The organism is Pseudoalteromonas xiamenensis (assembly GCF_017638925.1).
In the GTDB taxonomy this organism is placed as follows: domain Bacteria; phylum Pseudomonadota; class Gammaproteobacteria; order Enterobacterales; family Alteromonadaceae; genus Pseudoalteromonas; species Pseudoalteromonas xiamenensis.
Genome location: NZ_CP072135.1, coordinates 23,195 through 49,345 on the forward strand (window position 1 = coordinate 23,195; position 26,151 = coordinate 49,345).

Here is a 26,151-nt window from a genome sequence, read left to right on the forward strand (position 1 = left end):
ACGCAAATCTAATCACCTAACTGCTAAACTTAAGCTTAATGTAACATGGTCAGTGCACGCTCGCAGTGCTTTTTGAAAAACGGAGTTTGTTTATGCAACACAATCATTTGGATTACGTGGAGTTTCCTGCTGCTCATATTGACAAGACACAACGCTTTTTTGAACTTGTATTTGGTTGGAACTTTACCTCTTATGGCCCAGAATATGTCGCGTTTGATAATGCAGGATTAACTGGCGGCTTTTATGCCAAGGACCTTTGCTCGGAAAGCGAGCGGGGTGGTGCGTTGTTAGTGATCTATAGCCAAAACTTGGAAGACACATATGAAATTGTGAAGCAGCACGGTGGTCAGATAGTTAAGGAAATTTTTAGCTTTCCGGGTGGACGTCGTTTTCAATTTAAAGAACCAAGCGGCAATGAGACTCGCTGTATGGTCTGACAGTTAACACTGGTAGTTGGTTTTAAGAGAGAGTTGAAACGCGCTGTTTTTACAGCGCGATTTGGAATGGTTGGCTAACTTGCAATGCCGACGTCGAGTTTTGCGAACCAAGCAAGGAATTCCTCGACCATTTCACCTTTGAATACGCGGCCGTGTTGAGGAGCCATAATTTCAATATCGAGTTCTCGCACTCGTGCAATCCAATTAGCTTTGGCTCTGTTCGAGGGCATCCATCGTTTGTGGAAATATTCCATTTTTTTCACATGGCTACCAAAATCTTCTACAAACATTGGTGCATTGTGATCTTCAAGCGCCGCGCCAATGTCGCCGCTCATCAGAATTTTTGCTGCAGGATCATACACGTTAAAGTTACCTGAAGAATGCAAGTAATGCGCAGGGATAAACTTTAAGGTGGCGCTACCGACTCTAACTTCACCCCCTTCGTCTTTAATAGGGACGTAGGTAATATTTTCCATTCCAAAGTGGCGGATAAAACCTTCCCAAAGCCACGGCGCATAAAGCTTTGCATTAGGTATGGTTTTGTCCCAAAGTCCAAGGGAGCTGATAATGTCCGGGTCTTGATGTGATGCAAACAGCGACGTAATGTTTTCAAGATCAATGTGTTTCAAAATACCAGCAAGCATCGGCGAAAAAAGCTCGATACCGCCTGGGTCTAGAATAATCGCCTCACTTTGGCTTGAAATGACATATTGATTTGTGTCGATGATTTTTTCAGGTTTGCTTTCATCACGACCAAGCACTAACCATCTGTGCGTTGTGGATTTATATAGTTCCGTCGCTTTCAACGCATCGCTCCTCTTAATTGACTGATCTCTTTTAAATTATCGCCTACAGCTATTTTTATTTTCTGAGCGGCTCCGGCAATAAAGTCTGATACCGATTGTAAACTGTCGCAAAATTCCCCCGCGTTAGATGCTTCAACGCGGCTAGTCACGGCAATGTATTCTGCACTTCTCATGTGCTTTTGAATGTCTTCGAAAAAGCCAGCAAGCTCAAATACCGCGGATTCAAGCTCACGTGTTTTTTCCAATAACTGTTCGTTCGCGGAGAACTTGAGTTTTCCGAGCACACTTTTATCGGTCATTGCTTCCGCTCGAAGTAAATGGTCACGGAATTCACTGCAGCGCACAACAGCGAGCGCCATTGCAAAAAGTCGATTTGATAGTTCGGCTATCGATTTAGTAATGCGGATGGTTTGGTCGGAGAACTCATCAATGAAATTGGTAATAGGTTTAAAACCAAACGCGGAGTCGCCAGCTCGCAATGCCACAACTCGGGCATTTTTTGCCGTTAAAGAGAGATTTTTCGCCTCTAATAAGATCACGTCTAAATTGGCGATGATGTTTGCAACCCTAACAAAATTGTCGATTGCTCGCGCATGGGCATTTAAATGGTCCATTGCTGCCTCTTTTGCAATTCATTGCATCAAAGCATAGGCCAGAGTTCTTTGTGGCGCACGCTTTTCTCCAAATTTTTTTGAACTAGATCAATCAGCTCTGGATGGTTTGCCTAAAAAATCACCGCGGCGGAAATTTTTTAAATATTTTTTTCACTTAAGGTTCACTTAATTTTGGGTTTCTAAATTAGTCAATAGGAACAGAGAAAGAGGTAAACATCATGAGTGCATCAAATGCTAGACAATTAGAAAATGATCCTCCAATGGTTGTGGCAAAGATTGGCGACACATACCGGGCCTATTTGGAGACGCAAATTCAACAAGGGTTTGCCGCCGCTTTTGATGCTGACATTCATGATTTTTATCCGCTCTTAAGTCAATTATCGAACGGTCGTGGTGAATGTGTGCTTGGACTTAGGTTTGCTGAAGAAGCAACTTTGTTTCTTGAAAGCTATTTAGACAAACCGATTGAGCGCTATTTGCCTGAGTTTGCTTCGCGCTCAGAAATTGCTGAATTGGGTAACCTCTACTCAACACATCGCAGCCGCAACAATAGAACATTTTATTGTAATTGCACGAGCGTTGCTGTCACAAAACATCCACTTCTTGGCATTTACCGGCACATTACAAGTCAGAAAGTTAATGCAGCTTTTGCAAGTGCCAGTAATTGAACTAGGTGTTGCCGATGCTAAGTGCGTCGAATCGGCGAAAGATTACGGCACGTACTATGAAGCAAACCCTAAAACGTGCATTGTTGACTTACGTTTAGCAAATCAAACTATTGAATCTGTTGCTCTTTATTCGAAAATTGCAATACACGTTGAACCTCATATCGAAAAATTAAAAGCGGGGCTAATTGCATGAATGACTTACTAAAACTGTGCCCGCACCAGCCACTCGACATCGCATTACTGAATGATGACAAAAGTGTCACTTTTTCCGAGCTAGAGCTGATCACTCAGTACGTTGCAGATCAAATTGACGGGTATGAGAGTAATGTTATAGCCAGTTTGATGGATAATTCTCTTGCGTGGGTTGTATTCGATTTGGCTCTTATATCAAGCAAAAAGGTTCATCTACCATTGCCGCCATTCTTTACTGATGAACAAAGAAATTACGCGTCTAAGTCTGCAGGGGCGCAAATTCTGGTGTCGGATGTACCGCTCGATGGGTTAGATCTTATCGATCAATTTAACGTGTTTGGATCAGAGTTATTCGTATATAAGCAAGATGTTGAACAAGTAAACCTCCATGTTGGGACGCAAAAAATTACCTTTACGTCAGGGTCTACGGGTCAACCGAAAGGTGTTTGCCTTTCACTCGAAAACCAGCTCACTGTCGCCAAAAGTTTGAAAGAGAAAATTGCTGTACCTTGGCCTAAACATTTAAGTGTGCTTCCTTTTTCGGTGCTGTTAGAAAATGTTGCTGGTATTTACGCACCTCTACTAGCCGGTGGCAAAGTCATCGTATCGAGCCTAACGCAACTTGGTTTTTCGGGTACTTCACTTTCCGACCCGACAGCTTTCTTAACTCGTATTGGAACAACCAATCCAGAAACCATGATTTTGGTTCCTGAACTGCTAAAAGTGCTAGTTCTAAGTGCTTCTGCAGGTTGGACTGCGCCTGCGAGCCTATCGTTTGTTGCGGTTGGCGGAGCGCAAGTGCCGAAAACCTTATTAGAAACCGCTCAGGCATTCAATATTCCAGCATTTCAAGGTTATGGCTTGTCTGAAGCCGGTTCGGTCGTTGCGCTGAATGTGGGTACTCAAGATGGAAGCGTCGGCGAAATACTTTCGCATCTAGAAGCCAAGATTGTCGATGGTGAATTGTGTGTAAAAGGACCGCTATTCCTAGGGTATTTAGGACAACCTTCATTCAATCAAGGTGAGTGGTTAGCAACGGGGGATCTAGTCGAAATGGATGAAGAGCGGGTTATCATTAGCGGCCGTTCAAAAAATCTGATTATTTCGAGCCTTGGACGAAACATCAGCCCGGAATGGCCAGAAAGTGCACTTCAAAGTGCGCCTTGGTTGCTGCAATGTGTTGTATTTGGTGAAGCACAACCCTTTCTAGTTGCAGTCATTTACGCATTGCCAACGATTACAAATGAGCAAATAGAAAAACACGTTGAACAAATTAACCTTCAGCTTCCAGCGTACGCCAAAGTCAATCGCTGGTTCAGGTTGAATACACCCATGTCGCCAGAATCAGGCCTGTTGACGGCAAATGGTCGACCAAAAAGAGACGCAATCGCGCTTCATTTCCAAGACGAAATTGCAGAACTCTATCAAACATCACGAATTGCTTAGGAGAGCACAAATGACTTCATTTTACGATATTTTACAAGCGGAAACTCAAGCAGAACGTGAGTATTTGACAAGTGCACCGATTATTGCGGACGTATTTACTGGTAACATCTCAACAGGCCAATACGTCTCTTTTTTACAACAAGCATATCACCATGTTAAGCATACCGTGCCACTGTTAATGACGTGCGGTGGAAAACTCGATGATTCGAAAGAATGGTTGCGTGAAGCAATTGGTCATTACATCGAGGAAGAAATGGGCCATCAAGAGTGGATTTTGAATGACATTCAAGCATGTGGATACGATAAAGAAGTCGTTCGTCACAGTACGCCAAGTTTTGCTGCAGAAATGATGGTGAGCTACGCATACGACAGCATCAATCGTGTAAATCCATTGTGCTTCTTCGGCATGGTGAATGTACTTGAAGGCACATCGATAGCACTGGCTGATAATGCAGCCAAGATGATCCGTGAAAAACTGGATCTACCAAGAAAAGCGTTCAGCTATTTAACATCTCATGGTGCATTAGACATTGAACACATCGACTTTTTCAAAGGATTGATGGAGAGAATTACGTGCCCTAGAGAGCAGGCTCTAATCATTCATAGTGCAAAACGTTTTTATCGACTGTATGGGGATGTGTTTCGCGCTATCGAGGCAAACCCAGCTGTACCTCTTATAAATAATGAGGAGGTTGCATGAGTAAAAAATTAGCCGTAGTGACCGGAGCAACTGGCGGGATCGGTGCGGAAATAGCAAAACAATTAGCGCAAAATGGTTGGCGTTGTTTGTTAGTTGGACGAAACGAAACCGCATTAGAAACGCTCCGTAAGTCGCTAGGTGAAGGCCATGAAATCATTGTTGAAGATCTTCAAGATGAGCGAGCAATGGCTGCAATCGCGGTGCGTGCGGACGCGCTAGGTGGAACGGCATTACTTGTAAATAATGCAGGACTTAATCAAATGTTGCCTTTCGAGAACACGCCAAGTTCAATGATTTTGAATCAGTTATGCGTGAACTTAGTTGCACCAATGCGACTAACACAAGCATTACTCGCGCAGCTAAAACGTACTCACGGTACTGTTGTCAACATTGGATCCGCGTTTGGTGCCATTGGTTATCCTTATCAAAGCATTTACTGCGCGTCTAAATTTGGACTTCGCGGCTTTACTGAAGCGTTATCTCGGGAACTGGATGGAGAGGTGCAAGTTAAATATCTGGCACCTCGAGCAACCGACACGAAAATTAACGATATGAAAGTACGAGCGATGAACGAGGCGTTGGGAAATAAAATGGACTCGCCAGAGTTGGTCGCGAATGAATTCATGACATTACTAAATTCGTCAGCGCGACGCCGTGCTATAGGGTTTCCAGAGAAATTCTTTGCAAGACTCAATGGCGTGTTTCCAGAGCTTGTTGATTCAGCCATTATTAAACAGTTAAAAACCATTAAATCATTCTTAGGTACTAAGGAGTCATCACTATGAAAATTAAAGCATTAATTTTAGCAAGCAGTGCCTTTTTTTGCGCACAGCTATGGGCTGGGAATGATTTCTTGGCAGACTTAAGCGCGGTACAACATAGTTGGGCTACCGTGAATTATGAGCTGCAGGATGATGCAAAAGAAAAGGCGTTTGAAGCACTCGTAAAAGAAAGTGAAGCCTTGGTAGAACACTATCCTGAAAAAGCAGAAAGCCATATTTGGCATGGAATTGTTCAGTCTAGTTTTGCTGGTGCTAAAGGTGGTTTAGGTGCATTAGGACTTGCGGAAGCAGCAAAAGATGAGTTAGAAAAAGCAATCAAAATTGACGAGAATGCACTTCAAGGCTCAGCACTAACGAGTCTAGGTACGTTATACGCGAAGGTCCCAGGTTGGCCGATTGGCTTTGGTAGCGATAAAAAAGCCCAAAACTTTTTCAAAAAGTCATTAGAAATTAACCCTGATGGTTTGGATGTTAATTACTTTTACGCCGATTTTCTCTATGATGAGAAAAAATACCAAGCTGCTTTTGAACATTTACAAAAGGCAAAGTCAGCGCCTAAGCGTGATGGCCGTGAAAAAGCAGATAAATATCGTCAGCTTGAAGTTGATGAGTTATTGGCGAAAGTAGAAAAGAAACTGAAAAAGCATTAATGAGATTATTATTAGTTGAAGATGATGCCCTTCTTGCTGAAGGGCTTATACACTCACTGCAAAAAGAAGGTTACAGCGTTGATCATGCGTCAACGTTAGCTGCAGCGGAAAACCTGTTGAGTGAAGACAATACGGAATTGGTCGTTTTAGATTTGGGCTTACCAGACGGTGACGGCCTAAATCTTTTAAAAACCATTCGACGTAAGAAAATGGCGATTGCGGTTATTATCTTAACGGCACGTGACAGCATTCAAGATAAAATTTCGGGTCTTGATTTAGGCGCAGATGACTACCTACCTAAACCATTTGAACCAATTGAACTTTTTGCACGCCTTCGCGTAATAAGCCGTCGTTTTACTCAAACAACGTCGAGTGTTATCAAACAAGATGGAATTGAACTGGACTTAGCTAGTCACTCTGCAACCGTTGATGGCGCTGCGCTCAATTTGCCACGTAAGGAATTCATGTTACTAAAAGCATTGATGGAAAACGTGGGGCGAGTGTTATCTAAAGAGCAGCTTGAAAATAAGCTTTATCAATGGGGTGAGGAACTTGGTTCAAATGCTATTGAAGTTCATATTCACCACCTACGTAAAAAACTCCCTAAAGACACGATTAAAACATTACGCGGCATTGGCTACGTGATGGGTAAGAAGTAAATGTCTACTGCCCCCGCTAAACGTTTGTCCATTAACTTAAGGCTGACGTTGATAATCTTGTCCTGCCTTGTGCTCACGGCGTTTATGGCACTACTGCAAGGTTATGAGACGAGTTTTAACGAAGCGGAAAAGCAGTTAGATCAGCAACTTGTCAGTTTGAGTCAGGTATTAATTGAGACACCTGTTGCTTCTTGGCCTGAGCAAAATGAGTTTTATGCCAAACTCTGGCAAGGCACAGACACAATTTACAGTGCAGCTCTGCTGAAAAGTACACCGCATGAAGATTTCTTAAAATCTGAGTTTAGAACGGTTAATGTGTCAGGCAAACGTCTGAGAGTTTATGTCGAACAAAAGGGAGACAAAACGCTACTTTTGGCCGAGCCAGTTAACAAGCGTTTTGCACTCATTGAGTCGTTGATCGTGTCAGCGATGACACCGCTCGTGCTTATTATGCCGTTCCTTGCACTTGCTATTGCTTGGTATGTAAGGCGAGCACTAAAACCGTTAACCTTACTTTCTAAGGAACTTCAATTTCGACGCGCAAATGACTTCACCCAGCTTAAAACTCGCTCTGAAGATGCGGAAGTGGCCCCCGTTATTGAACGGATGAATAGCTTGTTCAAGAAAGTAGAGGCGGCGTATTTAAGAGAGCGGTATTTCGCCTCTGATGCTGCCCATGAATTGAAAACGCCCATCAGCAGTTTGAAAGTAAATTTACATAATGTTGCCTCTGGCGATATGCATGGTATCAAGGCCATGGAACTTGGTATTGCTCAGCTTAATCATATTGTTGAGCAAATGCTGACGCTAGCGCGCACCGAGCCTGATTCATGGCAAAACCAATTTAGCGCAAAAGATTTACTGAGCGTGACTCAACAAATTGTAGCTGACAACTATGCCAAAATAGACGCTAAAAATCACCTAATTAGCCTACAAGGTGACAGCGCAACCATTCAAGGATGTGATTTCACCTTGAATACATTATTGGGAAATTTGCTGAGTAATGCGGTTAAGTACACACCGCAAGGTGGAGAGATTAAACTAGCGCTGATTAATAAAAATAACCAAGTAGGTTGGCGAATTGAGGATTCAGGTCCAGGCATGACTGATGAGCAAATCGCGCGCGTTTTTGACCGTTTTTATCGCGTTGGTGGTGATAAACACCCCTCTGGTGAAAAAGGTGCGGGACTGGGTATGGCCATTGTTCAACAAATAATTGCAATTTATCATGCTAAAATTGAACTGTCTCGTGCTAGTCTTGGCGGCCTAATGGTAACAGTATGGTTTAACAAGGAGTCAGATGAAAATTAACGCTTTTTGTCTTTTACTGACGTTTAGCGGATTTTTTATCAGTACACTTGCTTTCGCAAGTGACAGCTTTCTATTGGTACTTGAAAACCACCTGTTCACGCCTGCGAAAGTGGAAGTGCCTGCCGGAAAGAAAGTTCGCTTAGTTATTGAAAACAAAGATGCCGAACCTGAAGAGTTCGACAGTTTTGATCTGAATAGAGAAAAGGTACTTTTTCCCGGTCGTAAAAGTGTTATTTATATTGGCCCTTTAGAACCTGGCGAATACCGTTTCTTTGGTGAGTTCTCACCAAACACAGCGCAAGGGGTAGTGGTCGCGAAGGAGCCTGACAATGCTTCTTAACACCGTGATTATTAGTATCAATCAGTGTTTACCAATCGCGTTATTATGGGTGTTATTGCGTCAAGTCGTCAGCGAGAATCGTATCTCGAATAGACAATCATTAAATGCAACCATTTTGGGTGTTGGACTTAGCATTGTATACCTAAATCTAATAGGTATGGTGAGCCAGTGGTTTGATTATCGAGGGCTTGAGATTACTCAAATGCTGATGCTCAGTGCACTTTACATTGCCATGATCATGAGTTTCATTCATCGCACAAGTCGCTGGCCACAATTCGCAATCGTCATCGCGATAGTCGTTTACCTCAGTAATTTTTTAACCTATATCGTTGGCTTTGCGTCTGCAGATGCCATGCAATCTCTTGCAATTGGCACCATGCTGGGGATAGGCATTTGTTTTAGCTTCAGCACGCTGCTTTATTTCTTCCTAGCCAATACAAATGTACGAGCACTGCCAAGGATGTTGTTAGCCCTATTCGCTTTACATGCGGGCAGTAAAATAGCGATTGCCGCGGATTTAGGGGCGCAAATTGATTTACTGCCAACCTCCTCTGGCGTTTACGATTTACGACTCATTCTGGATGAGCATTCGGTCATTGGCCGAGTGTTGAGAGCACTTATGGGGTATGAAGCAAGTCCCGGACTGGTTAGTTTAGTGGCCTATATTGGCAGTGTTTTGTTTTGTTTTTTTGTCATCGCATCGGTGCAACGTCGTAACTTAAGGAGTCTTGCATGAAACGAGTAACTGCGTTTGTGTCAGTTTGGTTATGTGTGGCCTTGTCGCCAATTTTTGCATGGGCAGATGGGATGGTCGTGGATAAAGTTTATCATCCTTATGTTTTACCAAATGAAAAAGCAGCAGAATGGCGATTACACTCACGGCAAACAGACACTAAGAACTATTTGGCGCAACGTTTTGGCCTCGGCTTTGCGGTCGCCGAAGGGCTTGCGATTGAAGGCTTTGCGATCGGAGAACGTAATCCAAACGATAGAGACAACTACGATTTGGCCGCATTTGAAGGTGAAGTACGTTGGCAAATAGTCGAACAAGGGAAGTACTGGGCGGACTGGGGGCTTCTGTTTGAACTTGAAAAACGTACCAAAGAATCAGCCTACGAAGCAACAACGGGTTTAATTTTCGAAAAGGAGATTGGCCGCACGAGTTTAACGATGAACGCTTTTCTAATTAGAGAATGGGGAAAAGACATTGAGGATGAATGGGAAAGCGAGTTCCGTGCCCAGTATCGTTATCGTTTAGTTCCTGCATTTCAACCAGCGATAGAGATTTACGCGGGTCAGGACTTTTTTGGCATTGGACCTGGTTTTATCGGTCTTTACCGTTTTGAAGGTCAACGTCAGTTAAAGTGGGAAGCAGGATTCATATCGGAAATCGGTCACAATGGTAAAGACCATAGTTTCCGTTTAGCGCTGGAATACGAGTATTAATACCTGATAAAAAATGTGGCTATATGGGTACTTTAGGCACATATAGTCACCTTTATACTTGGTGTTTTTCTTATTTTTAAACAGATTGGCGATTGGATGACTCTTAACTCAGGAGTTAATTCTATTCTTTGGTGATTTGATTAGCTTGGCTATTCCGCTTCTCTAATTCATCTTCTATCGCTTTTCCTATCACGGGTGCAAGTTTTGCAAACCGCTTATGTAATATGTGATAGGCTTCGGATGAAAAAAGCGGGTGCATCTGTAAATGTTGCAAGCTTTCGGGGAGTGGCCACTCACTTGATACGATATAAATTGCGTAATTAAACCGATGTGTGTTTAATAGTTCTGGTAGCTTGCCTAAAAAATTAAGTGGATAAAAATTACGGTTTCGTGCTGACGGGTATTGGCTGGTAATCACTCGCTTTGATTGGTCGGTGGCCACAATCGTTTCGGGGCTTGAAATCAAAACCGAGTTGTCACAAGGTACATTAGGGGCGCAAAGGAGTAGATATTCAACTCGGGTCAAAGGTGGCCCAACTTTCATAATGTTTGAAAATGGCGTGAATATCTCTTGTGCATGGATCACATCGCCGTCAGTGTGCCCTGCGTCTATTTCTTGCAATAAACGATGTGCAGGAAGCTCGATAAACTCCGCATCAATGCCTGCTCGTAGGTAAGCACTTTTGACAATTGGAAGTGCAAAAGAAAGTACCGAAGGGTGGTTAAGATAGGAAATCCGCAGTTGCGTTACCGCTTTTTGCTCACTTGCAAAGGTGTATGTACAGAGACTACAACTTAGTAGTAAAGCTTGCAACAAACGGGTCAATGCGTTCCCCTTCCATCAATGAATTTTCGCTATTTTACCTCATCCAAGAACGCGCGTTAACGTGCTAGATCAACTAAATTAGACACGCTTGAATTATTTTTTATACCGACCCCAAATACATTGACTTGGTCTATGAGTGGCAATAAGATGGTGAAGGACAGAAAAGTCCGTCGTTTGAAATTCCATTACGTTGTCTAGCGTTTGTAAGCTGTAGTACCGTCCTGAAGTTTTAAGCTCCGTATTTTTTTGATCTTTAAAATGCCTTCGGGCACAAATGTTTAATATTTAGGATTTAGTACTATGTCACAAACTGTAACAGGCACCGTAAAGTGGTTTAATGAATCAAAAGGTTTTGGTTTTATTGCACAGGAAAACGGCCCTGACGTATTCGCTCACTTCAGCGCTATCGAAGGTAACGGTTTCCGTACGCTAGCAGAAGGCCAAAAGGTTGAGTTCTCTATCACTCAAGGCCAAAAAGGTCCTCAAGCTGAAAGTATTAAAGTTCTTTAATACATAGAGCTACAGAATTTGATGAAAGAGCAGGCCCAGGCCTGCTTTTTTGTTTTTAGGTTCGACTATGCATACTAGTAATAAGGTGCTTAATTGCACACACTTCCTCGCTGTAACTGATTATCCGTCAATTCGACTAGTTGAGGTGAAGCACTTCGGAATAAACAGCCGATTTGGAAATGTACTGATATGCGCTCAGTAGCGCTTGATACTGTTCTTCCGGTAAATCTTTATTCGCCGCGAGATAGCCTTTGACAAATAATTCAGGAACGGGGAGTGCGAATTTAAACTGGTCTTCAGGTAAATTGAGTTCTTTCGCCATATTTTTTATTAGACGTTTGTCATCAATCACAAAATCGATTTTATTTGTCACTAACAGTTGATATGACTTTTCAATATCACTGGTGACGATAACGTCAAAGCCCATTTCAGTGAGAATCGTCTGAGCAATATCGTTACGTTGTACGGCAATTCGGTAGGCTCTTGCTTGCTCTACGGTCGCTAGAGCAATATCGTCTCTATAACTATTGGTTACAAACCCGAGTCTCAAATACTGCTACAGGGCCAATCCAACGAAAGAGTGTTTCTCGCTCGGTAGTTCTAGCAATACTATAAATCAGCGCATTAGGCTGGTTTTTTGCGAGATGGTAGGCTCGTGCCCATGGCAGTAAAGTAAAATCGCCTTCAAGATTGGATTTTGACAGGATCATTCTCACCAGTTCCGTACTGGAACCAGACACTTCGTTATTCACCATTGTTTGATTGGGTGGGGACAACTCAGTCAATACTTGCAGCTTTGCCGACGCATCAAAAGTGAGCGCAGAAACAAAGATTACAACCAAAGCTCTAAAAAATGACTTCACAATCAACAACTCCAGCTAGAACTAATCAAAGTATAGTCGACTGCCTCTTGATAGATAAAGTGAATTTATTGTGTAAGGCATGCTACTTTTGTCGACAATCTTAGGGTTTTATATTGATCATTCTTAGAATACTGCTAAGATTGTCTACAACTTGTCATCTCCACTTTTGAATATGGCCCTAGATATCTTTACTGAGCAAGCTGTAACTTCTTCAGACAAAACGTTTTATCGCATGCGAAAAGAAATTGTCGATGGAGAGATCCCCTCAGGCACTAAGTTGAGTGAAACTGAATTGTCGACAAAATACACAGTCAGTCGAGCGGTTGTTCGTGAAGCAATTAACCGTCTTGAAGCGTGTCATTTAGTGGAGCGTAAAGCGAATGTCGGTGCACGAGTCGTCACGCTGAGCGAGGCTGGGCTTGAAGAGTTGTACCAAGTACGTGAATCCTTAGAAGGGATGGCAGCACGTTTAGCTGCTATTCACATGACGGATGAAGACATTCAAGGTTTAAACGCATTGCTTGGTGATCACTTTGATGAGGTCAAAGGTGGAGAGTCATACTATCAAGAAGCGGGGGACGTCGATTTTCATTATCGGATAATTCTTGGTAGTAAAAATAATCATCTAATTAACATGCTTATTAACGGTATGTACCATCTGATTCGAATGTATCGAGTACAGTTAGGGATGGCGGGACCTCGCGTAACCACCGCGTTTGATGAACATAAACATATTGTGCGCGCAATCAGTAATCGAGACCCTGAGCTTGCGGAAATGCTGATGCGTCGTCATATTCAATATTCTAAAAATAACATTGCCAACAAGCTTTCGAGCGATAACAGCAAAGAGAGATCATCATGAGTGCAGGAAAGAAATTTCGTGACGCGTTAGCGGCGAATAAACCATTGCAAATCGTTGGGACTATCAACGCGTACAGCGCGATGATGGCAAAGCGCATCGGTCACCAAGCAATTTACTTGTCGGGCGGCGGTGTAGCGAACGCTTCCTATGGCTTGCCAGATTTAGGCATGACGTCGCTTAACGATGTCTTAGCAGACGTATACCGTATTACCGCAGCATGTGATTTGCCATTAATGGTCGATATCGACACGGGTTGGGGTGGGGCTTTTAACATTGCTAAAACCGTAAAAGATATGGAAAAAGCAGGTGTCGCTGCAGTGCACATTGAAGACCAAGTGGCGCAAAAACGTTGTGGTCACCGTCCAAATAAAGAAATCGTATCGACTGAAGAAATGGTGGATCGTATTAAAGCGGCAGTAGATGCGCGTACTGATCCGAACTTCTTTATCATGGCGCGTACGGATTCGTTTGCACAAGAAGGCTTAGAGAAAGCGATTGAGCGTGCAAAAGCCTACGTTGCAGCGGGTGCGGATGGGATATTTGCCGAAGCGGTGAAAACAGAAGAGCATTATCGCGCATTCAGCGAAGCATTGGATGTCCCAATTCTTGCTAATATTACTGAGTTTGGGCAAACCGAACTTTGGAACAAAGAAGAGCTAGGCGCATGGGGAGTAGACATGGTGTTGTACCCACTCAGCGCATTCCGAGCAATGAATAAAGCAGCAGAAATGGTGTACCAGTCTATCCTTGCCAATGGTGACCAAAAAGCGGTAGTCGATTCCATGCAAACTCGAATGGAACTCTATGATTATTTAGGTTACCACGATTACGAGCAAAAGCTTGATCAGCTCTTCGCGGAAGGTAAAAACAAATAATTGCAAGGTGCGCGGCAACGCATCTTTTCGTCCTTTGCAATAAAAACGACAGCAAGGACATGTAAAACAGCAGGAAAAATTCAGGAGACAACAAATGGCAAAAGTACTAAGTGGAGCAGGTTTACGCGGTCAAGTAGCGGGTAAAACAGCATTATCAACCGTGGGTAAATCAGGCTCGGGTTTAACTTACCGTGGCTATGATGTTAAAGATTTGGCAGAAAACTGCGAGTTCGAAGAAGTCGCTTACCTTATTTTGAAAGGTAAACTTCCAACGCAAGATGAATTAGCAACCTACAAAACACAGTTAAAAGGTATGCGTGGCCTGCCACAAGCGCTTAAAGATGTATTAGAGCGTATTCCTGCTGATGCACATCCAATGGACGTATTACGTACAGGCTGTTCAATGCTAGGTAACCTTGAAGGTGAGCATAGCTTTGATATGCAACAACAAGTGGCGGATCGCATGCTAGCGGCTTTCCCAAGTATCATTTGTTACTGGTATCGCTTTAGCCATGATGGCGTGCGTGTTGACGTTGAAACAGACGATAACTCAATCGGTGCGCATTTCTTACATTTACTTCACGGCAAAAAGCCATCAGAACTGCATGAGCGCGTCATGCATGTGTCATTGATCCTGTATGCTGAGCATGAGTTTAATGCGTCTACGTTTACAGCTCGCGTGTGTGCATCAACACTTTCGGATATGCATTCCTGTATTACTGGCGCGATTGGCTCACTACGTGGTCCATTGCACGGTGGTGCAAACGAAGCGGCGATGGAAATGATCGAACGCTTTACTTCTGCTGATCACGCTGAGCAAGAAATGATGGGCATGCTTGAGCGCAAAGAGAAAATCATGGGCTTTGGTCATGCGATTTACTCTGAGTCGGATCCGCGTAACGCGATTATCAAACTATGGTCTGAAAAATTGGCTGCTGACGTAGGCGACACAGTGCTTTACCCAGTATCAGTGCGCTGTGAAGAAGTGATGTGGCGTGAGAAAAAGCTATTCTGTAACGCAGATTTCTTCCATGCATCAGCGTATCACTTTATGGGCATTCCAACGAAATTGTTCACACCGATTTTCGTAATGTCACGTTTAACAGGTTGGGCGGCTCACGTAATGGAACAGCGAGCAGACAACCGTATTATTCGCCCATCGGCGGAGTACGTGGGTGAAGAACTGCGTTCAGTTACCCCAATCGCATCTCGTTAATACGCTTTAGAAAGAACCAAAAGCCAAGTGTCCTTTGCACTTGGCTTTGACAACAACCCTTGTTGTCATCCTGTCACCGATTGCAGTTGGATATGAGCATGAACACGCAATTTCGTAAGACCTTACCGAATACCAATTTAGATTTTTTTGATACGCGCGAAGCTGTCGAAGCCATTAAACCGAGCTCATACGACACGCTACCTTATACTTCGCGTGTACTTGCCGAAAACTTAGTACGTCGTTGTACACCAGAGACATTGACTGATTCGCTCACACAGATTATTGAACGTCGCCGTGATTTAGACTTCCCATGGTTTCCGGCGCGTGTGGTGTGTCACGACATTTTAGGTCAAACCGCACTGGTGGATTTAGCTGGCCTTCGTGATGCCATCGCGGAAAAAGGCGGTGATCCGTCAAAAGTAAACCCAGTCGTACCAACCCAGCTTATCGTAGACCATTCACTGGCTGTGGAATACGGTGGTTTTGACAAAGACGCGTTTGAGAAAAACCGCGCGGTGGAAGATCGTCGTAACGAAGACCGTTTCCACTTTATTAACTGGACAAAAACTGCGTTTAAAAACGTCGATGTGATCCCGCCGGGTAACGGCATTTTGCACCAAATCAACTTAGAGAAAATGTCGCCAGTTGTGCAAGTGCGCGATGGCGTGGCGTTTCCGGATACGTTAGTGGGTACCGACAGTCATACGCCGCACGTTGATGCACTGGGCGTTATCGCGATTGGTGTAGGCGGCCTTGAAGCAGAAAGCGTCATGCTAGGTCGCGCATCTTACATGCGCTTACCAGACATCGTTGGTGTGGAATTAGTGGGTCAAAGAAAGCCGGGCATTACTGCAACCGATATCGTGCTTGCTATCACGGAATTTTTGCGTAAAGAGCGTGTAGTTTCGGCGTATTTAGAGTTCTTTGGCGAAGGTACGAAGAGCTTAAGCCTTGGCGACCGCGCAACAATTTCGAACATGACACCAGAATACGGTGCAACAGCAGCGATGTTCTACATCGATGAAAAAACCATTGATTACCTTCGTATTACTGGCCGTGATGAAGAACAAGTCAAATTAGTTGAGCACTACGCAAAGCATACTGGTCTTTGGGCGGATAGCCTAGTAAATGCGCAGTACGAGCGTGTGCTTAAGTTTGATTTATCGACCGTCACTCGCAACCTTGCAGGCCCATCGAACCCGCACCGTCGTGTGGCAACCTCTGAGCTTGCAGCGCAAGGTATCGTAAAAGACTATGTAGAAGAAGACGGTAAAATGCCAGATGGCGCGGTGATTATCGCTGCGATTACCAGCTGTACGAATACCTCTAACCCGCGTAACGTTGTCGCCGCGGGCTTGCTGGCGCGTAACGCCAACGCCAAAGGCTTAACCCGCAAGCCTTGGGTGAAGACCTCGTTTGCACCAGGCTCTAAAGTCGTTAAGTCATACATGGAAGACGCCAACCTTTTGCCGGAGCTCGAACAGCTTGGTTTTGGCGTTGTCGCGTTTGCGTGTACAACTTGTAACGGTATGAGCGGCGCGCTTGACCCTGTTATTCAACAAGAAGTGATTGACCGCGACTTGTATGCAACGGCTGTACTCTCTGGTAACCGCAACTTTGATGGGCGTATTCACCCATATGCGAAACAAGCGTTTTTAGCTTCACCGCCGTTGGTGGTGGCGTATGCGATTGCCGGTAGCGTGCGTTTTGACATTGAGACGGGTGTTTTAGGATACGATCAAGCGGGTCAAGCTGTGACGCTCAAAGACATTTGGCCATCGGACGAAGAGATTGATGCAGTCATTGCAAAAAGCGTGAAGCCTGAGCAATTCCGTGCGATTTACGACCCAATGTTTGATTTAAGCGTCGATTATGGCGATCACATTAATCCGCTTTACGACTGGCGCCCAATGAGTACTTATATTCGCCGTCCTCCGTATTGGGAAGGCGCATTAGCGGCGCCGCGTACGCTGACGGGTATGCGTCCTCTCGCGGTGCTTGGCGATAACATTACAACGGATCATTTATCGCCGTCAAACGCGATTATGATGGACAGTGCAGCGGGTGAATACCTGCATAAAATGGGCTTACCAGAAGATGACTTTAACTCATATGCGACGCATCGTGGTGACCATTTGACAGCGCGGCGTGCGACGTTTGCGAACCCGAAACTGTTCAACGAAATGGTGCGCGACGAAGCGGGTAATGTGAAGCAAGGTTCGCTCGCACGTATAGAGCCAGAAGGCCAAGTAACGCGCATGTGGGAAGCGATTGAAACCTACATGGAGCGCAAACAACCACTCATCATCGTCGCTGGTGCGGATTATGGTCAAGGGTCATCACGCGATTGGGCGGCCAAAGGCGTGCGTTTGGCGGGGGTTGAAGCGATTGTGGCTGAAGGGTTTGAGCGTATTCACCGTACTAACTTAATCGGTATGGGCGTGTTACCGCTTGAGTTTAAACCGGGCACGAATCGTTTAACGCTCGAACTAGATGGCACAGAAACCTATGACGTGAAAGGTGAGCGTTTGCCGGGTACTACGCTGACATTAATCGTAAATCGTCGTAATGGCGAACGCATCGAAGTACCAGTAACGTGCCGTTTAGATACCGCAGAAGAAGTGTCTATTTACGAGGCGGGTGGGGTGTTACAACGTTTTGCGCAAGATTTCCTAGAAGGTAACGTGTAGTCAAAGTTTTTGTGGGCGATGGTTCATCGCCCAAAGGAAAGCATATGAGTTTTAAACCACAAATGAAAATCCCTGCGACGTACATGCGCGGCGGTACGTCAAAAGGGGTGTTCTTTAATCTGACTGATTTACCGCTAGAAGCGCAAGTGCCTGGGGCAGCGCGCGATGCGATGTTACTGCGAGTGATCGGCAGCCCAGATCCTTATGGTAAGCATACAGACGGTATGGGCGGAGCGACTTCAAGCACCAGTAAAACAGTGATTTTAAGTAAAAGTACCCAAGTGGATCACGACGTAGATTACTTGTTTGGCCAAGTAGCTATTGATAAACCGTTTATCGATTGGAGTGGCAACTGTGGTAATTTAACGGCTGCGGTTGGTGCTTTTGCTATTGCAAACGGTTTAGTGGGCGCGGCGCGTATTCCTCATGATGGCGTTGCGGTCGTGCGTATTTGGCAAGCAAACATCCAAAAGACGATTATTGCCCATGTTCCTATGACCAATGGTGAAGTGCAAGAAACGGGTGACTTTGAACTCGATGGTGTAACTTTTCCGGCGGCGGAAGTTGTGGTTGAGTTTATGGATCCAAGCGATGGTGAAGGCGATATGTTCCCGTCGGGCAACTTGGTTGATACACTTGAAGTGCCAGGGATCGGGACGTTTCCCGTTACCATGATCAATGCCGGCATCCCAACGCTGTTTTTTAATGCGGAAGACTTGGGCTACGATGGCACAGAGCTGCAGGACGCAATCAATGGTTCAACAGAAGTGCTTAAACGCTTCGAGACCATTCGTGCGCATGGTGCGCTTAAAATGGGCTTAATTAAAGATTTAAGCGAAGCTGAAGCACGTCAACATACGCCGAAAATTGCGTTTGTTGGCAAACCAAAAGCGTATGTTTCTTCGAGTGGCAAAGCGATTGCACAAACTGACATTGATGTGAACGTACGTGCACTGTCAATGGGTAAACTCCACCACGCGATGATGGGCACGGCGGCAGTCGCAATTGCCACGGCAGCTGCTATCCCAGGAACTTTGGTCAATTTGGCTGCGGGCGGCGGCGAGCGCAGTGTGGTTACGTTTGGCCATCCTTCAGGCACATTAAGAGTCGGCGCCGAAGCGAAATGCGTTAACGGGCAATGGCAAGCGACAAAAGCCATTATGAGTCGCAGTGCGCGAGTCCTAATGGAAGGTACAGTTCGAATTCCAAATCTGACTTCAGATTAATCCCCTCCAAACCCCGCAAATGCGGGGTTTTTAGTCAATTGTGTCGCGTTCATTCGATACGAGTTTTGTTTTTAGATATTCGAGTAAGTCGATAAATTTGCCTTTCACTTCACCTTGCAGCTTTAAGCCCATATTAATACGAATATAGTGTTGATAATGGGGCGTTGTTGAAAATTCATTGCCTGCGCGAATTGAGATCCCTTGTTGTGCCAATTGCGCTTTTATCTCTTCCCCTTTCAACGGTGCAATATTAAACCACAGTACCAGCCCTCCAGTTGGCGAATGAGTCAACACTCGCTCAGGAAAATATTGATTAACCAAGGAAATATATTCTAAACATTGTAAAGCAAGTTGCGGATTTAGCTTGTTTAAGTGGCGACGGTAATGGCCTCGTTCTATGTAATCGGCAAGTGCTAGCTGCAGTGGAGTGTTTCCACCAAGAGAACGAGCGGCAACTAAATTGAGGAATGTTTGATGAAATCGGCCAGGCAAACACCAGCCGAGCCGAAGCCCTGGCGCGAGAGTTTTTGACACACTACTGCACCACATCACCCAACCGTGCTTATCATAAGATTTTATGGGGGCTGGGACATGAAAACGGTGACTGAGTTCCCGAAACACGTCATCTTCAATGATTGGTACACGATATTGATGTGCCATATTAGCCAATGCACTTTTTTGATTTGCACTAATGCTGTGGCCGCTTGGGTTTTGATGATTGGCTGTGAGTAGGCAGGCCTGTATTTTTTTCCGCACCATTGCGTCTTCAAGCTGTGCCAGGTCGAGTCCATCTTGAGCGCTTGGAATTTCAAATGCTTTTAATCCTAGAACGGCCAACACGTTCAGAAGACCACTATAACAAGGAGATGAAACCGCGACGGAGTCGCCTCGTTCACATACGGTTTGCAGCGCCGTCATGACTGCATCTAAACTGCCTTGTGTAATAACTAGCTCTTGAGGTTGTAGATGAAATCCTTGGCTCGAAAAATGTTTACAAAGCGCCTCGCGGAGCAAGTCGCTCCCTGCAACGTTAGCATAACTAAAAATAGCACTGTTTTTCCGGCTCACCCGCGCCACACTTGCAGCCAAATTTTCTGAATCCATCAACAATAAATCGATTTGCGCTGTTGCGAATCCAAACTGTGGATTTTGATCATTGCGTCGAGCAACTTCTACGGATTTAATTTGAGCATCAAACTGAGCAAATTGGGCGGGTTTCAGTGGCGAGTTAGAGACAAAATACCCTCGTTTCTCACTTGCAACGATAGAACCCAATGATTCTAAGTAGCGATAAGTGGCGAGCGCGGTTGTCATACTGATTTCATGAAGTTGGCAAAATTGCCTCAGGGAAGGCAAAGGTTGTTCACGTCCGTACAAGCCTTTTGAAATATTGCTTTGAACTAGGTCTGCAAGCACCTTGTATTTTGGTATGCCCATCTGTTATCTAAATTTTAGAAAAATCTGTATCTGTTATCTTATTCTAGGTGACCTACACTGAGTCGGTCAAAGTGAAATTAACGAAGGAAAACACATGGAGCATATGCACTTAATCTCGGCCTTAGCTGAACAATTAAGTCATCAAGGTGAACTTAATAACAGACCAGTCGTTGCACCTAACGATACGTACCCCTATTTTGCGTTACCTGAAAGCGGCTTTGGATTTTCGGGGTTTTGTACTGAGTTCAAACATCAGATTGAACCACGCTTGTCCGGTAGTAACGGTCCACGTTATTGGGGTTTTGTAACAGGTGGTGCTAACCCAACAGCAACTTATGCCGATTGGTTAGTAACCAGCCTAAACCAGAATGTGTCTAAAGGCGGGGACTCAGCTGCATCCAACATTGAACGGTTAACTCTCAAATGGCTAGCTGAATTGTTTGAATTGCCTAATACCTTCGACGGCGTTTTTACCACTGGTGCAACAAGCGCGAATGTACTTGGTGCTCTTGTGGCTCGGCAATATGCCGGACGGCAAAGTGGTATTAATGTCGCGTTAGACGGTTTTTATGGAGTTGAGACAAAGGTTTTAAGCGCAACGCCTCACGCCAGTATGGTAAAAGCGCTCGGATTTGCGGGTTTCGGTCAGAAACAATGGGAAGCAATTAAAACAAAATCAAACTCAGAAGCCTTGGCGTTAGATTCGCTCATTTCAAATTTAAAGGCATTAAAACTACAAAATCCGAAATGTGTCCCTATTGTGATAGCCAGTGCAGGAACGGTGACGGGCACCGATTATGATGATTTAGACAGCATTGCCAAGATCTGTCGTGAGTACCAAGCATGGTTACATGTAGATGCTGCGTTTGGAATTTTTGAACGTTTAGTGGCTGGACCTAATGGAAAAACCAAAGGCTTAGAGTACGCTGACAGTATCACGCTTGATTGTCACAAATGGCTCAATGTGCCATACGATTGCGGCGTGTTTCTAACGAAGCATATAGAGATACTCAAACAGACGTGTCATGTCGATGCGCCTTATCTTGCCAATGAAGATGCTGAAATTCCTTTTATGTCCATTGGTATCGAAAACTCACGACGTTTCCGCGCGTTACCCGTTTTCGCCACTTTACTCAGTTACGGGCGAGACGGGGTCACAGAGCAAATTAAGAATAATATAAAATGCGCTGAGCAGATGGCAAACTGGATTCGTCGTTCCGAAGGTTTTGAGTTAGCCAAAGACTGCCTTTTAAATGTCGTACTTTTTAAACCGAAGAATGGCAGCGATGAGGATACGCGAAATGTCCTTAAAAAAGTCAATCAGTCAGGAAAAGTGTTTATGACGCCTGGACGTTGGCAAGGCCAAAGCATAATCCGAGCTGCATTTAGTAACTGGCGAACGACAAACGAAGATGTTGAAATCGCGGTACGCGTTTTATCTGAACTCGAGTAACCTTTTAACACAACCAAATACCGAGTTGCTAACCAACACCAAATGAAATTATGTAACCATTGTGTTTATTTTGTTTGTTTGGTGTTTTTCTTTTTGTGTTATTTTGTAGCGTTTTGCCAAATTAATACCAAAGTGTGATTTTTAACCAAAAGAATCTTGATAGACTGGTTTAGTTTAATAAAAATAAAATTAAAACAAACAATTATGAATAGATACATTGCATTTTTTGCACTCTATTTTTTATCTCAGCAAGCCGCTTTGGGTGCTGAACACATAAGTGACCATGAAACCTACTGCGCGCAAACGACATCTATCTCTTGCATTGACTTTATCAACAAGCGATTGTCTGAAAAAGAATATTTATCCCACGATTGGTTGAAAATAAAATCCTACCAACTTGATTATCTTTATGATTTTCAGAAATTTCAGCAACTCGTCGTTGAGATAGAGCCACTATTGGCTGAGCAATCTAAGCTTCCCCCCATTTTTTGTGCTCAGTTGAACTTTTATTATGCGAAAAGTCTTCAGGTTGTTGGACCCGAAGCAAAAGCAGAGCCTCTACGCGAATCAAACCGTAGTGCTACTAGAAGGTCTCTATGAAGCGTTTGGCGATCCATTAAGAGTTATCGAGCTTGCAAATATGCAGGTCGTTTTTGGTCACACGAAGCGTGCATATCAAATCTTGTTGATGGCACAAAATCGCTTTGCAAAAAGTAAAGATCCCAATTTCCTTTATGAGTTAAACGAACAATTTGCGAATGTTTTTTTCGAATGGAACAATCTGGAAAAGGCCGTGGAACACCGTATAACCGCTTTGGAATACGCTCGTATAATTGGTCATCGTGGTAAAATGCACATTGCACTTGGCAACCTAGCACGAACACTCCAATTAAATAATCAATTTAATGAAGCCTGTCGCTACTTTCTTGAAACGTTGGACTATGTCGAGGAACCCGAGCTCGCTTCGTTCAGAGTAATGTATCTACTTCGTTTATCTCAATCGCTTTATGAATTACATGATGTTCAAAGTTCACGCTATTATTTTCACCAAATTGATGCAGCACTAGTGAAAGACAACTACAAAGAAGAATATCAAAAACTTGAAAATGGACTCACTCATCACTTAGCCAATGGTTAAGTGATGAGTGAATCTGGTCAGGCTTGCTTCACGCTAGTCGAGTGCCATTGGGCACCTTAAACTCGGGAATGGCTAACGCCACATGACCATCTTCGTTATGAAAACCTGTCACTAAGCATTGAGACTTAAAAGGACCAATTTGTTTCTCAGGGAAATTAATCACAGCGACGACTTGTTTACCGACCAACGTTTCTATCGAGTATAAGTCCGTGATCTGAGCACTCGATTTCTTGACGCCGATATGCTCCCCAAAATCAACGTACAATTTAAACGCAGGTTTTCTTGCTTCAGGAAAAGGTTTCACCTCAATAATAGTACCTACACAAATTTGGATACGTTCAAAGTCCTGCCAAGATATTGTTTCACTCATTTTATTTCACCTTATTATTTCGTTCTGAAGGAATGAGAAAGTCGTTCAATCTTAGCCTGAATATTTACACCGATTTGTGCTAATAAGACGTATCGTTAGGCAGAAAGTTAATTATTTTCTAGCGTATTTTTGATGGGGATATGCCGAAAAATCGATAAAAGCGCCGACTAAAAGCAGAATGATCAAGGTAACCCACCTTGTAAGCAACAAGATTAACTGGCATATCGGTGTGATGCAGCAATGCTTTCGCTTTCTCCATTCTCAATCTTGTAAGGTAAGCCATTGGGGATTCACATAATTCAGCAGTAAAGCGTTTTTTAAATTGGGTTGGACTTAGGCAAGCTATGCCTGCAAGCATCTCAAGGTTTAACTCGTTTGAAAGATTTTCTTGCATGTAGATCATCACCGCTTGGATCCGTTTGTCTTGCACTATATGTTCACTTAACGTATCGAGCAATGCATAAAACAACGTACAAGATTGATGTTCGATGTTCTTATCGACCGCTGATTGCAATTGCGATTCAATAAACGTGAGAAAGTGCATAAATGTCGAAGAAAGCTGATATTTAATATGGTTTTCGAGAGTCAACTTGGTAGGGAGTTGATTTAAATCTGCGACGATGAAACGAGCGTCTTCTTGTGCTTTAAATGAGTGAACTAAACCGGCATGAATGACAACACATTCGCCACGGGAAATTGTCCCGGAATAATGCAATGTTGTTATTTCAATATATCCGTTTAACGGTAAAACTATCTGATGATACGCATGGAAGTGAGATCGACGCTGTTGATAGTATTGCCTTATTGAAAGCGAAATGTCCATGGTTTATGCAAAAACTCCATTGATTTTTGAAACAGCAGCAAAGCACGAATGTACGTTTTATTTACGTAAATGGGAAATTTTTCAAGGTTACTAATTGATGACTTTCATCCTTTTCACGATGTGGTTGTGAAAATCTGAATGCGTGCTTCAGCTATTGGTCTGCGCTAAAAAAGCATCTTGCGGCTACATCGAAGAATTCTTGGGCGTTGATGTCAAAGGATAATTTAAGCATCTTTTCAAAAGACGTGCATTAGCACAGACAAAATTGGTAACGAAAATAAAAAACCACAAAGCTAAACTTTGTGGTTTTTTATTTTCGAGCGGGTCGTTTTTTCTATTTCGACAGGATTTTATGGTCAACACTAAAGCGTCCTGCACCGGTTGCTGCCAACGCCAAGAATCCACCAGCCATCGCAACATTTTTAAAGAACATGATGAATTGCATTTGGTCACCAAGATTAAAGTGGAATAACAGTGCACTTACGATACTAAATCCAGCAAGCGCGATGGCGGTGATTTGTGTCATAAATCCGGTAATAATCAAAAGTGCAGCACCAATCTCAAACACAATTACTAAAGGAAGTAATTCTGCTGGCAATCCACTTGAAGCCATGTATTGTGCATTTCCATCGTAATATTGCACTTTGTTCAAGCCAGCGAGTAAAAAGATAGCAGCCATACTGAGGCGAGCAAATAGAAGGGCAATATTTGAAAGGGCTTTATTGTCTGAAATTAAAGTTACTAGTTTCATGATGTTCTCCAACGTTTTATTTGTTCACTGCGAATGTGCAGTTGATGGAGAAAGTATAGCTACCGTTTTAAAGTAATAAAATTAGTAAAAAAAGCTCCTTTCATTCTTTTTAAAAGAATGTTTTTCATTTTCTGCGCGCCAGATGTAATGTGGTATCTGGTGGAACGGCATTACTTTTTGCTGGGATCTGGTAAGCGGCTTCAAGCGCATCTTTCAAAAATTGAAACTCTACAGCAGGGAAGGAAACTCGATGCATATTGATCATGTAGTTGAAGTACTCAGGTTTGTCCATTGCTTCGTCAAAGCTGGCAATCGCCATTTTTCCATGAACGCTACGTGCACACGCAATGTAGCCAAAAACGGTTTCGTTAACACCTTCAATCGAATGGAAAGTGACTTCGTCAGATTCAGGTCGGTTGGCAAAGTGATCAAGGTAGACTTCACTGTATTCAAGCACACCATCCAAGGTTCCTTTCGCTACTCGTTCTCTATGATTAAAGGCCGAGTTTAGCCCTTCACCCCACACAAATGCAGCTTTGTTTGCTTCGATGATAGTATCGAGTTGTTCACCGTAAGAGCGGCCTTTTACCACACCGATTTTTAAATTCGTTGATTGCAATACTTCGTTAAGTGAAACAGAGTCGGGTAATGTAATCGACTTTCTTAACACAAGTCTGATTGATGGAAAGGCAATAAGGGGGTAATGGCTAAAAATGGCGTCTTTTTCGCGAGCAGATGTTTTTTGCTTATTGTAAAGACACGCGTAGGGATTGCTTCGTAACTCGCGCCACTCTCTCTGGTGACTGGCAGGCATGTATTCCAAATCGATTTTTTCGTCGACCAATCTAGCCACATGTGCAAAGACGGTCGCACCGATATCAACGGGTGTTTCACCTTTTTTCGGAATGTAGTCCGAAGGGACTTGAATGCGTAAATGAGCAGCGAAACTTGATGAGGTAAAAACCAATAAAAACAACGGCATTAAAAAGGAATACATGTATTGAGCCTCTATAACCAATGTATATTTTTACTATAAATTGGTGATTATTGCCGCCGTCCT

The 26,151-nt window shown here is 43.7% G+C and carries 32 protein-coding genes; 22 read left to right on the top strand and 10 right to left on the bottom strand.

Annotation, left to right across the window (positions count from 1 at the left end; genetic code table 11):
• Positions 1 to 92 precede the first annotated feature (92 nt).
• A complete protein-coding gene (locus J5O05_RS17815; RefSeq protein WP_208844980.1) occupies positions 93 to 437 on the top strand; it encodes a VOC family protein in 345 nt (114 codons plus the stop codon).
• 74 nt (positions 438 to 511) lie between these two features.
• Here the strand turns inward: J5O05_RS17815 and J5O05_RS17820 are convergent, their stop codons facing one another.
• Complete coding sequence (locus J5O05_RS17820) at positions 512 to 1,243, bottom strand: oxygen-binding di-iron domain-containing protein (RefSeq protein ID WP_208844981.1); 732 nt, start codon at positions 1,241 to 1,243, stop codon at positions 512 to 514.
• Positions 1,240 to 1,857, bottom strand: coding sequence for a chemotaxis protein (locus tag J5O05_RS17825; protein ID WP_208844982.1), 618 nt, complete (start codon positions 1,855 to 1,857; stop codon positions 1,240 to 1,242). Before J5O05_RS17825 ends, J5O05_RS17820 begins: the two co-directional genes overlap by 4 nt.
• A 218-nt stretch (positions 1,858 to 2,075) precedes the next feature.
• Between J5O05_RS17825 and J5O05_RS22595 the strand changes: the two genes are divergently transcribed.
• The 11 genes from J5O05_RS22595 to J5O05_RS17880 are packed head-to-tail and all read left to right on the top strand — an operon-like array spanning position 2,076 to position 10,051.
• The gene (locus J5O05_RS22595) at positions 2,076 to 2,525 is read left to right on the top strand and encodes a thermostable hemolysin (protein ID WP_208844983.1); all 450 of its coding nucleotides are present in this window, start codon (positions 2,076 to 2,078) and stop codon (positions 2,523 to 2,525) included.
• On the top strand, positions 2,437 to 2,718 hold the full coding sequence (locus J5O05_RS22600; RefSeq protein WP_280117706.1) for a thermostable hemolysin: 282 nt from the start codon (positions 2,437 to 2,439) through the stop codon (positions 2,716 to 2,718). Before J5O05_RS22595 ends, J5O05_RS22600 begins: the two co-directional genes overlap by 89 nt.
• The gene (locus J5O05_RS17840) at positions 2,715 to 4,163 is read left to right on the top strand and encodes an AMP-binding protein (protein ID WP_208844985.1); all 1,449 of its coding nucleotides are present in this window, start codon (positions 2,715 to 2,717) and stop codon (positions 4,161 to 4,163) included. Before J5O05_RS22600 ends, J5O05_RS17840 begins: the two co-directional genes overlap by 4 nt.
• A 10-nt stretch (positions 4,164 to 4,173) precedes the next feature.
• Complete coding sequence (locus J5O05_RS17845) at positions 4,174 to 4,863, top strand: iron-containing redox enzyme family protein (protein WP_208844986.1); 690 nt, start codon at positions 4,174 to 4,176, stop codon at positions 4,861 to 4,863.
• Positions 4,860 to 5,648 (top strand): SDR family oxidoreductase, encoded by a 789-nt coding sequence (locus J5O05_RS17850; protein ID WP_208844987.1) that lies wholly within the window; start codon positions 4,860 to 4,862, stop codon positions 5,646 to 5,648. Before J5O05_RS17845 ends, J5O05_RS17850 begins: the two co-directional genes overlap by 4 nt.
• Positions 5,645 to 6,295, top strand: a complete 651-nt coding sequence (locus tag J5O05_RS17855; protein ID WP_208844988.1) for a hypothetical protein — start codon at positions 5,645 to 5,647, stop codon at positions 6,293 to 6,295. The genes J5O05_RS17850 and J5O05_RS17855 overlap by 4 nt, the downstream gene beginning before the upstream one ends.
• Positions 6,295 to 6,954, top strand: a complete 660-nt coding sequence (locus J5O05_RS17860) for a response regulator (protein ID WP_208844989.1) — start codon at positions 6,295 to 6,297, stop codon at positions 6,952 to 6,954. The genes J5O05_RS17855 and J5O05_RS17860 overlap by 1 nt, the downstream gene beginning before the upstream one ends.
• Positions 6,955 to 8,265, top strand: a complete 1,311-nt coding sequence (locus J5O05_RS17865; protein WP_244370146.1) for an ATP-binding protein — start codon at positions 6,955 to 6,957, stop codon at positions 8,263 to 8,265.
• Complete coding sequence (locus tag J5O05_RS17870; protein ID WP_208844990.1) at positions 8,255 to 8,605, top strand: cupredoxin domain-containing protein; 351 nt, start codon at positions 8,255 to 8,257, stop codon at positions 8,603 to 8,605. The genes J5O05_RS17865 and J5O05_RS17870 overlap by 11 nt, the downstream gene beginning before the upstream one ends.
• Positions 8,595 to 9,341: an iron transporter gene (locus J5O05_RS17875; RefSeq protein ID WP_208844991.1), complete on the top strand. Its 747-nt coding sequence runs from the start codon at positions 8,595 to 8,597 to the stop codon at positions 9,339 to 9,341. The genes J5O05_RS17870 and J5O05_RS17875 overlap by 11 nt, the downstream gene beginning before the upstream one ends.
• Positions 9,338 to 10,051, top strand: a complete 714-nt coding sequence (locus J5O05_RS17880; RefSeq protein ID WP_208844992.1) for a hypothetical protein — start codon at positions 9,338 to 9,340, stop codon at positions 10,049 to 10,051. The genes J5O05_RS17875 and J5O05_RS17880 overlap by 4 nt, the downstream gene beginning before the upstream one ends.
• Before the next feature lie 121 nt (positions 10,052 to 10,172).
• Here J5O05_RS17880 and J5O05_RS17885 read toward each other — a convergent pair whose 3' ends face one another.
• Positions 10,173 to 10,877, bottom strand: a complete 705-nt coding sequence (locus J5O05_RS17885; protein ID WP_244370147.1) for a hypothetical protein — start codon at positions 10,875 to 10,877, stop codon at positions 10,173 to 10,175.
• 300 nt (positions 10,878 to 11,177) lie between these two features.
• Here J5O05_RS17885 and J5O05_RS17890 point away from each other — a divergent pair, with 300 nt between their 5' ends.
• Positions 11,178 to 11,387, top strand: a complete 210-nt coding sequence (locus tag J5O05_RS17890) for a cold-shock protein (RefSeq protein WP_208844993.1) — start codon at positions 11,178 to 11,180, stop codon at positions 11,385 to 11,387.
• Between the two features lie 136 nt (positions 11,388 to 11,523).
• On the opposite strand, the gene J5O05_RS17895 is transcribed toward J5O05_RS17890, so the two are convergent.
• Both J5O05_RS17895 and J5O05_RS17900 read right to left on the bottom strand, forming a co-directional pair.
• Positions 11,524 to 11,937 (bottom strand): type 2 periplasmic-binding domain-containing protein, encoded by a 414-nt coding sequence (locus J5O05_RS17895; RefSeq protein ID WP_208844994.1) that lies wholly within the window; start codon positions 11,935 to 11,937, stop codon positions 11,524 to 11,526.
• A complete protein-coding gene (locus tag J5O05_RS17900) occupies positions 11,912 to 12,250 on the bottom strand; it encodes a hypothetical protein (RefSeq protein ID WP_208844995.1) in 339 nt (112 codons plus the stop codon). Before J5O05_RS17900 ends, J5O05_RS17895 begins: the two co-directional genes overlap by 26 nt.
• Before the next feature lie 172 nt (positions 12,251 to 12,422).
• On the opposite strand from J5O05_RS17900, the gene J5O05_RS17905 reads away from it, so the two are divergent.
• The 5 genes from J5O05_RS17905 (at position 12,423) to prpF (ending at position 19,119) form a co-directional block, all read left to right on the top strand.
• On the top strand, positions 12,423 to 13,112 hold the full coding sequence (locus J5O05_RS17905; protein WP_208845355.1) for a GntR family transcriptional regulator: 690 nt from the start codon (positions 12,423 to 12,425) through the stop codon (positions 13,110 to 13,112).
• Positions 13,109 to 13,987: a methylisocitrate lyase gene (gene prpB / locus J5O05_RS17910; RefSeq protein ID WP_208844996.1), complete on the top strand. Its 879-nt coding sequence runs from the start codon at positions 13,109 to 13,111 to the stop codon at positions 13,985 to 13,987. The genes J5O05_RS17905 and prpB overlap by 4 nt, the downstream gene beginning before the upstream one ends.
• Positions 13,988 to 14,081: 94 nt before the next feature.
• Positions 14,082 to 15,203: a bifunctional 2-methylcitrate synthase/citrate synthase gene (gene prpC, locus J5O05_RS17915; protein ID WP_208844997.1), complete on the top strand. Its 1,122-nt coding sequence runs from the start codon at positions 14,082 to 14,084 to the stop codon at positions 15,201 to 15,203.
• A 98-nt stretch (positions 15,204 to 15,301) separates the two neighbouring features.
• On the top strand, positions 15,302 to 17,893 hold the full coding sequence (acnD, locus tag J5O05_RS17920) for a Fe/S-dependent 2-methylisocitrate dehydratase AcnD (RefSeq protein WP_208844998.1): 2,592 nt from the start codon (positions 15,302 to 15,304) through the stop codon (positions 17,891 to 17,893).
• A gap of 44 nt (positions 17,894 to 17,937) precedes the next feature.
• Entirely contained in the window at positions 17,938 to 19,119 is a 1,182-nt protein-coding gene (gene prpF / locus J5O05_RS17925; RefSeq protein WP_208844999.1) for a 2-methylaconitate cis-trans isomerase PrpF, read from the top strand.
• Between the two features lie 30 nt (positions 19,120 to 19,149).
• Here prpF and J5O05_RS17930 read toward each other — a convergent pair whose 3' ends face one another.
• Entirely contained in the window at positions 19,150 to 20,556 is a 1,407-nt protein-coding gene (locus tag J5O05_RS17930) for an aminotransferase-like domain-containing protein (RefSeq protein ID WP_208845000.1), read from the bottom strand.
• Positions 20,557 to 20,650: 94 nt separating this feature from the next.
• Between J5O05_RS17930 and J5O05_RS17935 the strand changes: the two genes are divergently transcribed.
• From J5O05_RS17935 to J5O05_RS17945, 3 genes are all read left to right on the top strand, one after another.
• On the top strand, positions 20,651 to 22,009 hold the full coding sequence (locus J5O05_RS17935) for a pyridoxal phosphate-dependent decarboxylase family protein (RefSeq protein ID WP_208845001.1): 1,359 nt from the start codon (positions 20,651 to 20,653) through the stop codon (positions 22,007 to 22,009).
• Between the two features lie 204 nt (positions 22,010 to 22,213).
• Positions 22,214 to 22,609 (top strand): hypothetical protein, encoded by a 396-nt coding sequence (locus tag J5O05_RS17940; protein ID WP_208845002.1) that lies wholly within the window; start codon positions 22,214 to 22,216, stop codon positions 22,607 to 22,609.
• Positions 22,587 to 23,147, top strand: coding sequence for a hypothetical protein (locus tag J5O05_RS17945; protein WP_208845003.1), 561 nt, complete (start codon positions 22,587 to 22,589; stop codon positions 23,145 to 23,147). Before J5O05_RS17940 ends, J5O05_RS17945 begins: the two co-directional genes overlap by 23 nt.
• A 28-nt stretch (positions 23,148 to 23,175) precedes the next feature.
• Here the strand turns inward: J5O05_RS17945 and J5O05_RS17950 are convergent, their stop codons facing one another.
• Positions 23,176 to 23,517: a tRNA-binding protein gene (locus tag J5O05_RS17950; protein WP_208845004.1), complete on the bottom strand. Its 342-nt coding sequence runs from the start codon at positions 23,515 to 23,517 to the stop codon at positions 23,176 to 23,178.
• Between the two features lie 118 nt (positions 23,518 to 23,635).
• Positions 23,636 to 24,232, bottom strand: coding sequence for a helix-turn-helix domain-containing protein (locus J5O05_RS17955; protein WP_244370148.1), 597 nt, complete (start codon positions 24,230 to 24,232; stop codon positions 23,636 to 23,638).
• On the opposite strand from J5O05_RS17955, the gene J5O05_RS22605 reads away from it, so the two are divergent.
• Positions 24,232 to 24,363 carry a hypothetical protein gene (locus J5O05_RS22605; RefSeq protein WP_280117707.1) on the top strand — a complete coding sequence of 44 codons (132 nt, stop codon included), beginning with the start codon at positions 24,232 to 24,234 and terminating at the stop codon, positions 24,361 to 24,363. The two genes, J5O05_RS17955 and J5O05_RS22605, sit on opposite strands and share 1 nt — an antisense overlap.
• Before the next feature lie 311 nt (positions 24,364 to 24,674).
• Here the strand turns inward: J5O05_RS22605 and J5O05_RS17960 are convergent, their stop codons facing one another.
• Both J5O05_RS17960 and J5O05_RS17965 read right to left on the bottom strand, forming a co-directional pair.
• Entirely contained in the window at positions 24,675 to 25,091 is a 417-nt protein-coding gene (locus J5O05_RS17960; protein ID WP_208845006.1) for a DoxX family protein, read from the bottom strand.
• Positions 25,092 to 25,215: 124 nt separating this feature from the next.
• The gene (locus J5O05_RS17965) at positions 25,216 to 26,088 is read right to left on the bottom strand and encodes an ABC transporter substrate-binding protein (RefSeq protein ID WP_208845007.1); all 873 of its coding nucleotides are present in this window, start codon (positions 26,086 to 26,088) and stop codon (positions 25,216 to 25,218) included.
• Between the last annotated feature and the right edge of the window lie 63 nt (positions 26,089 to 26,151).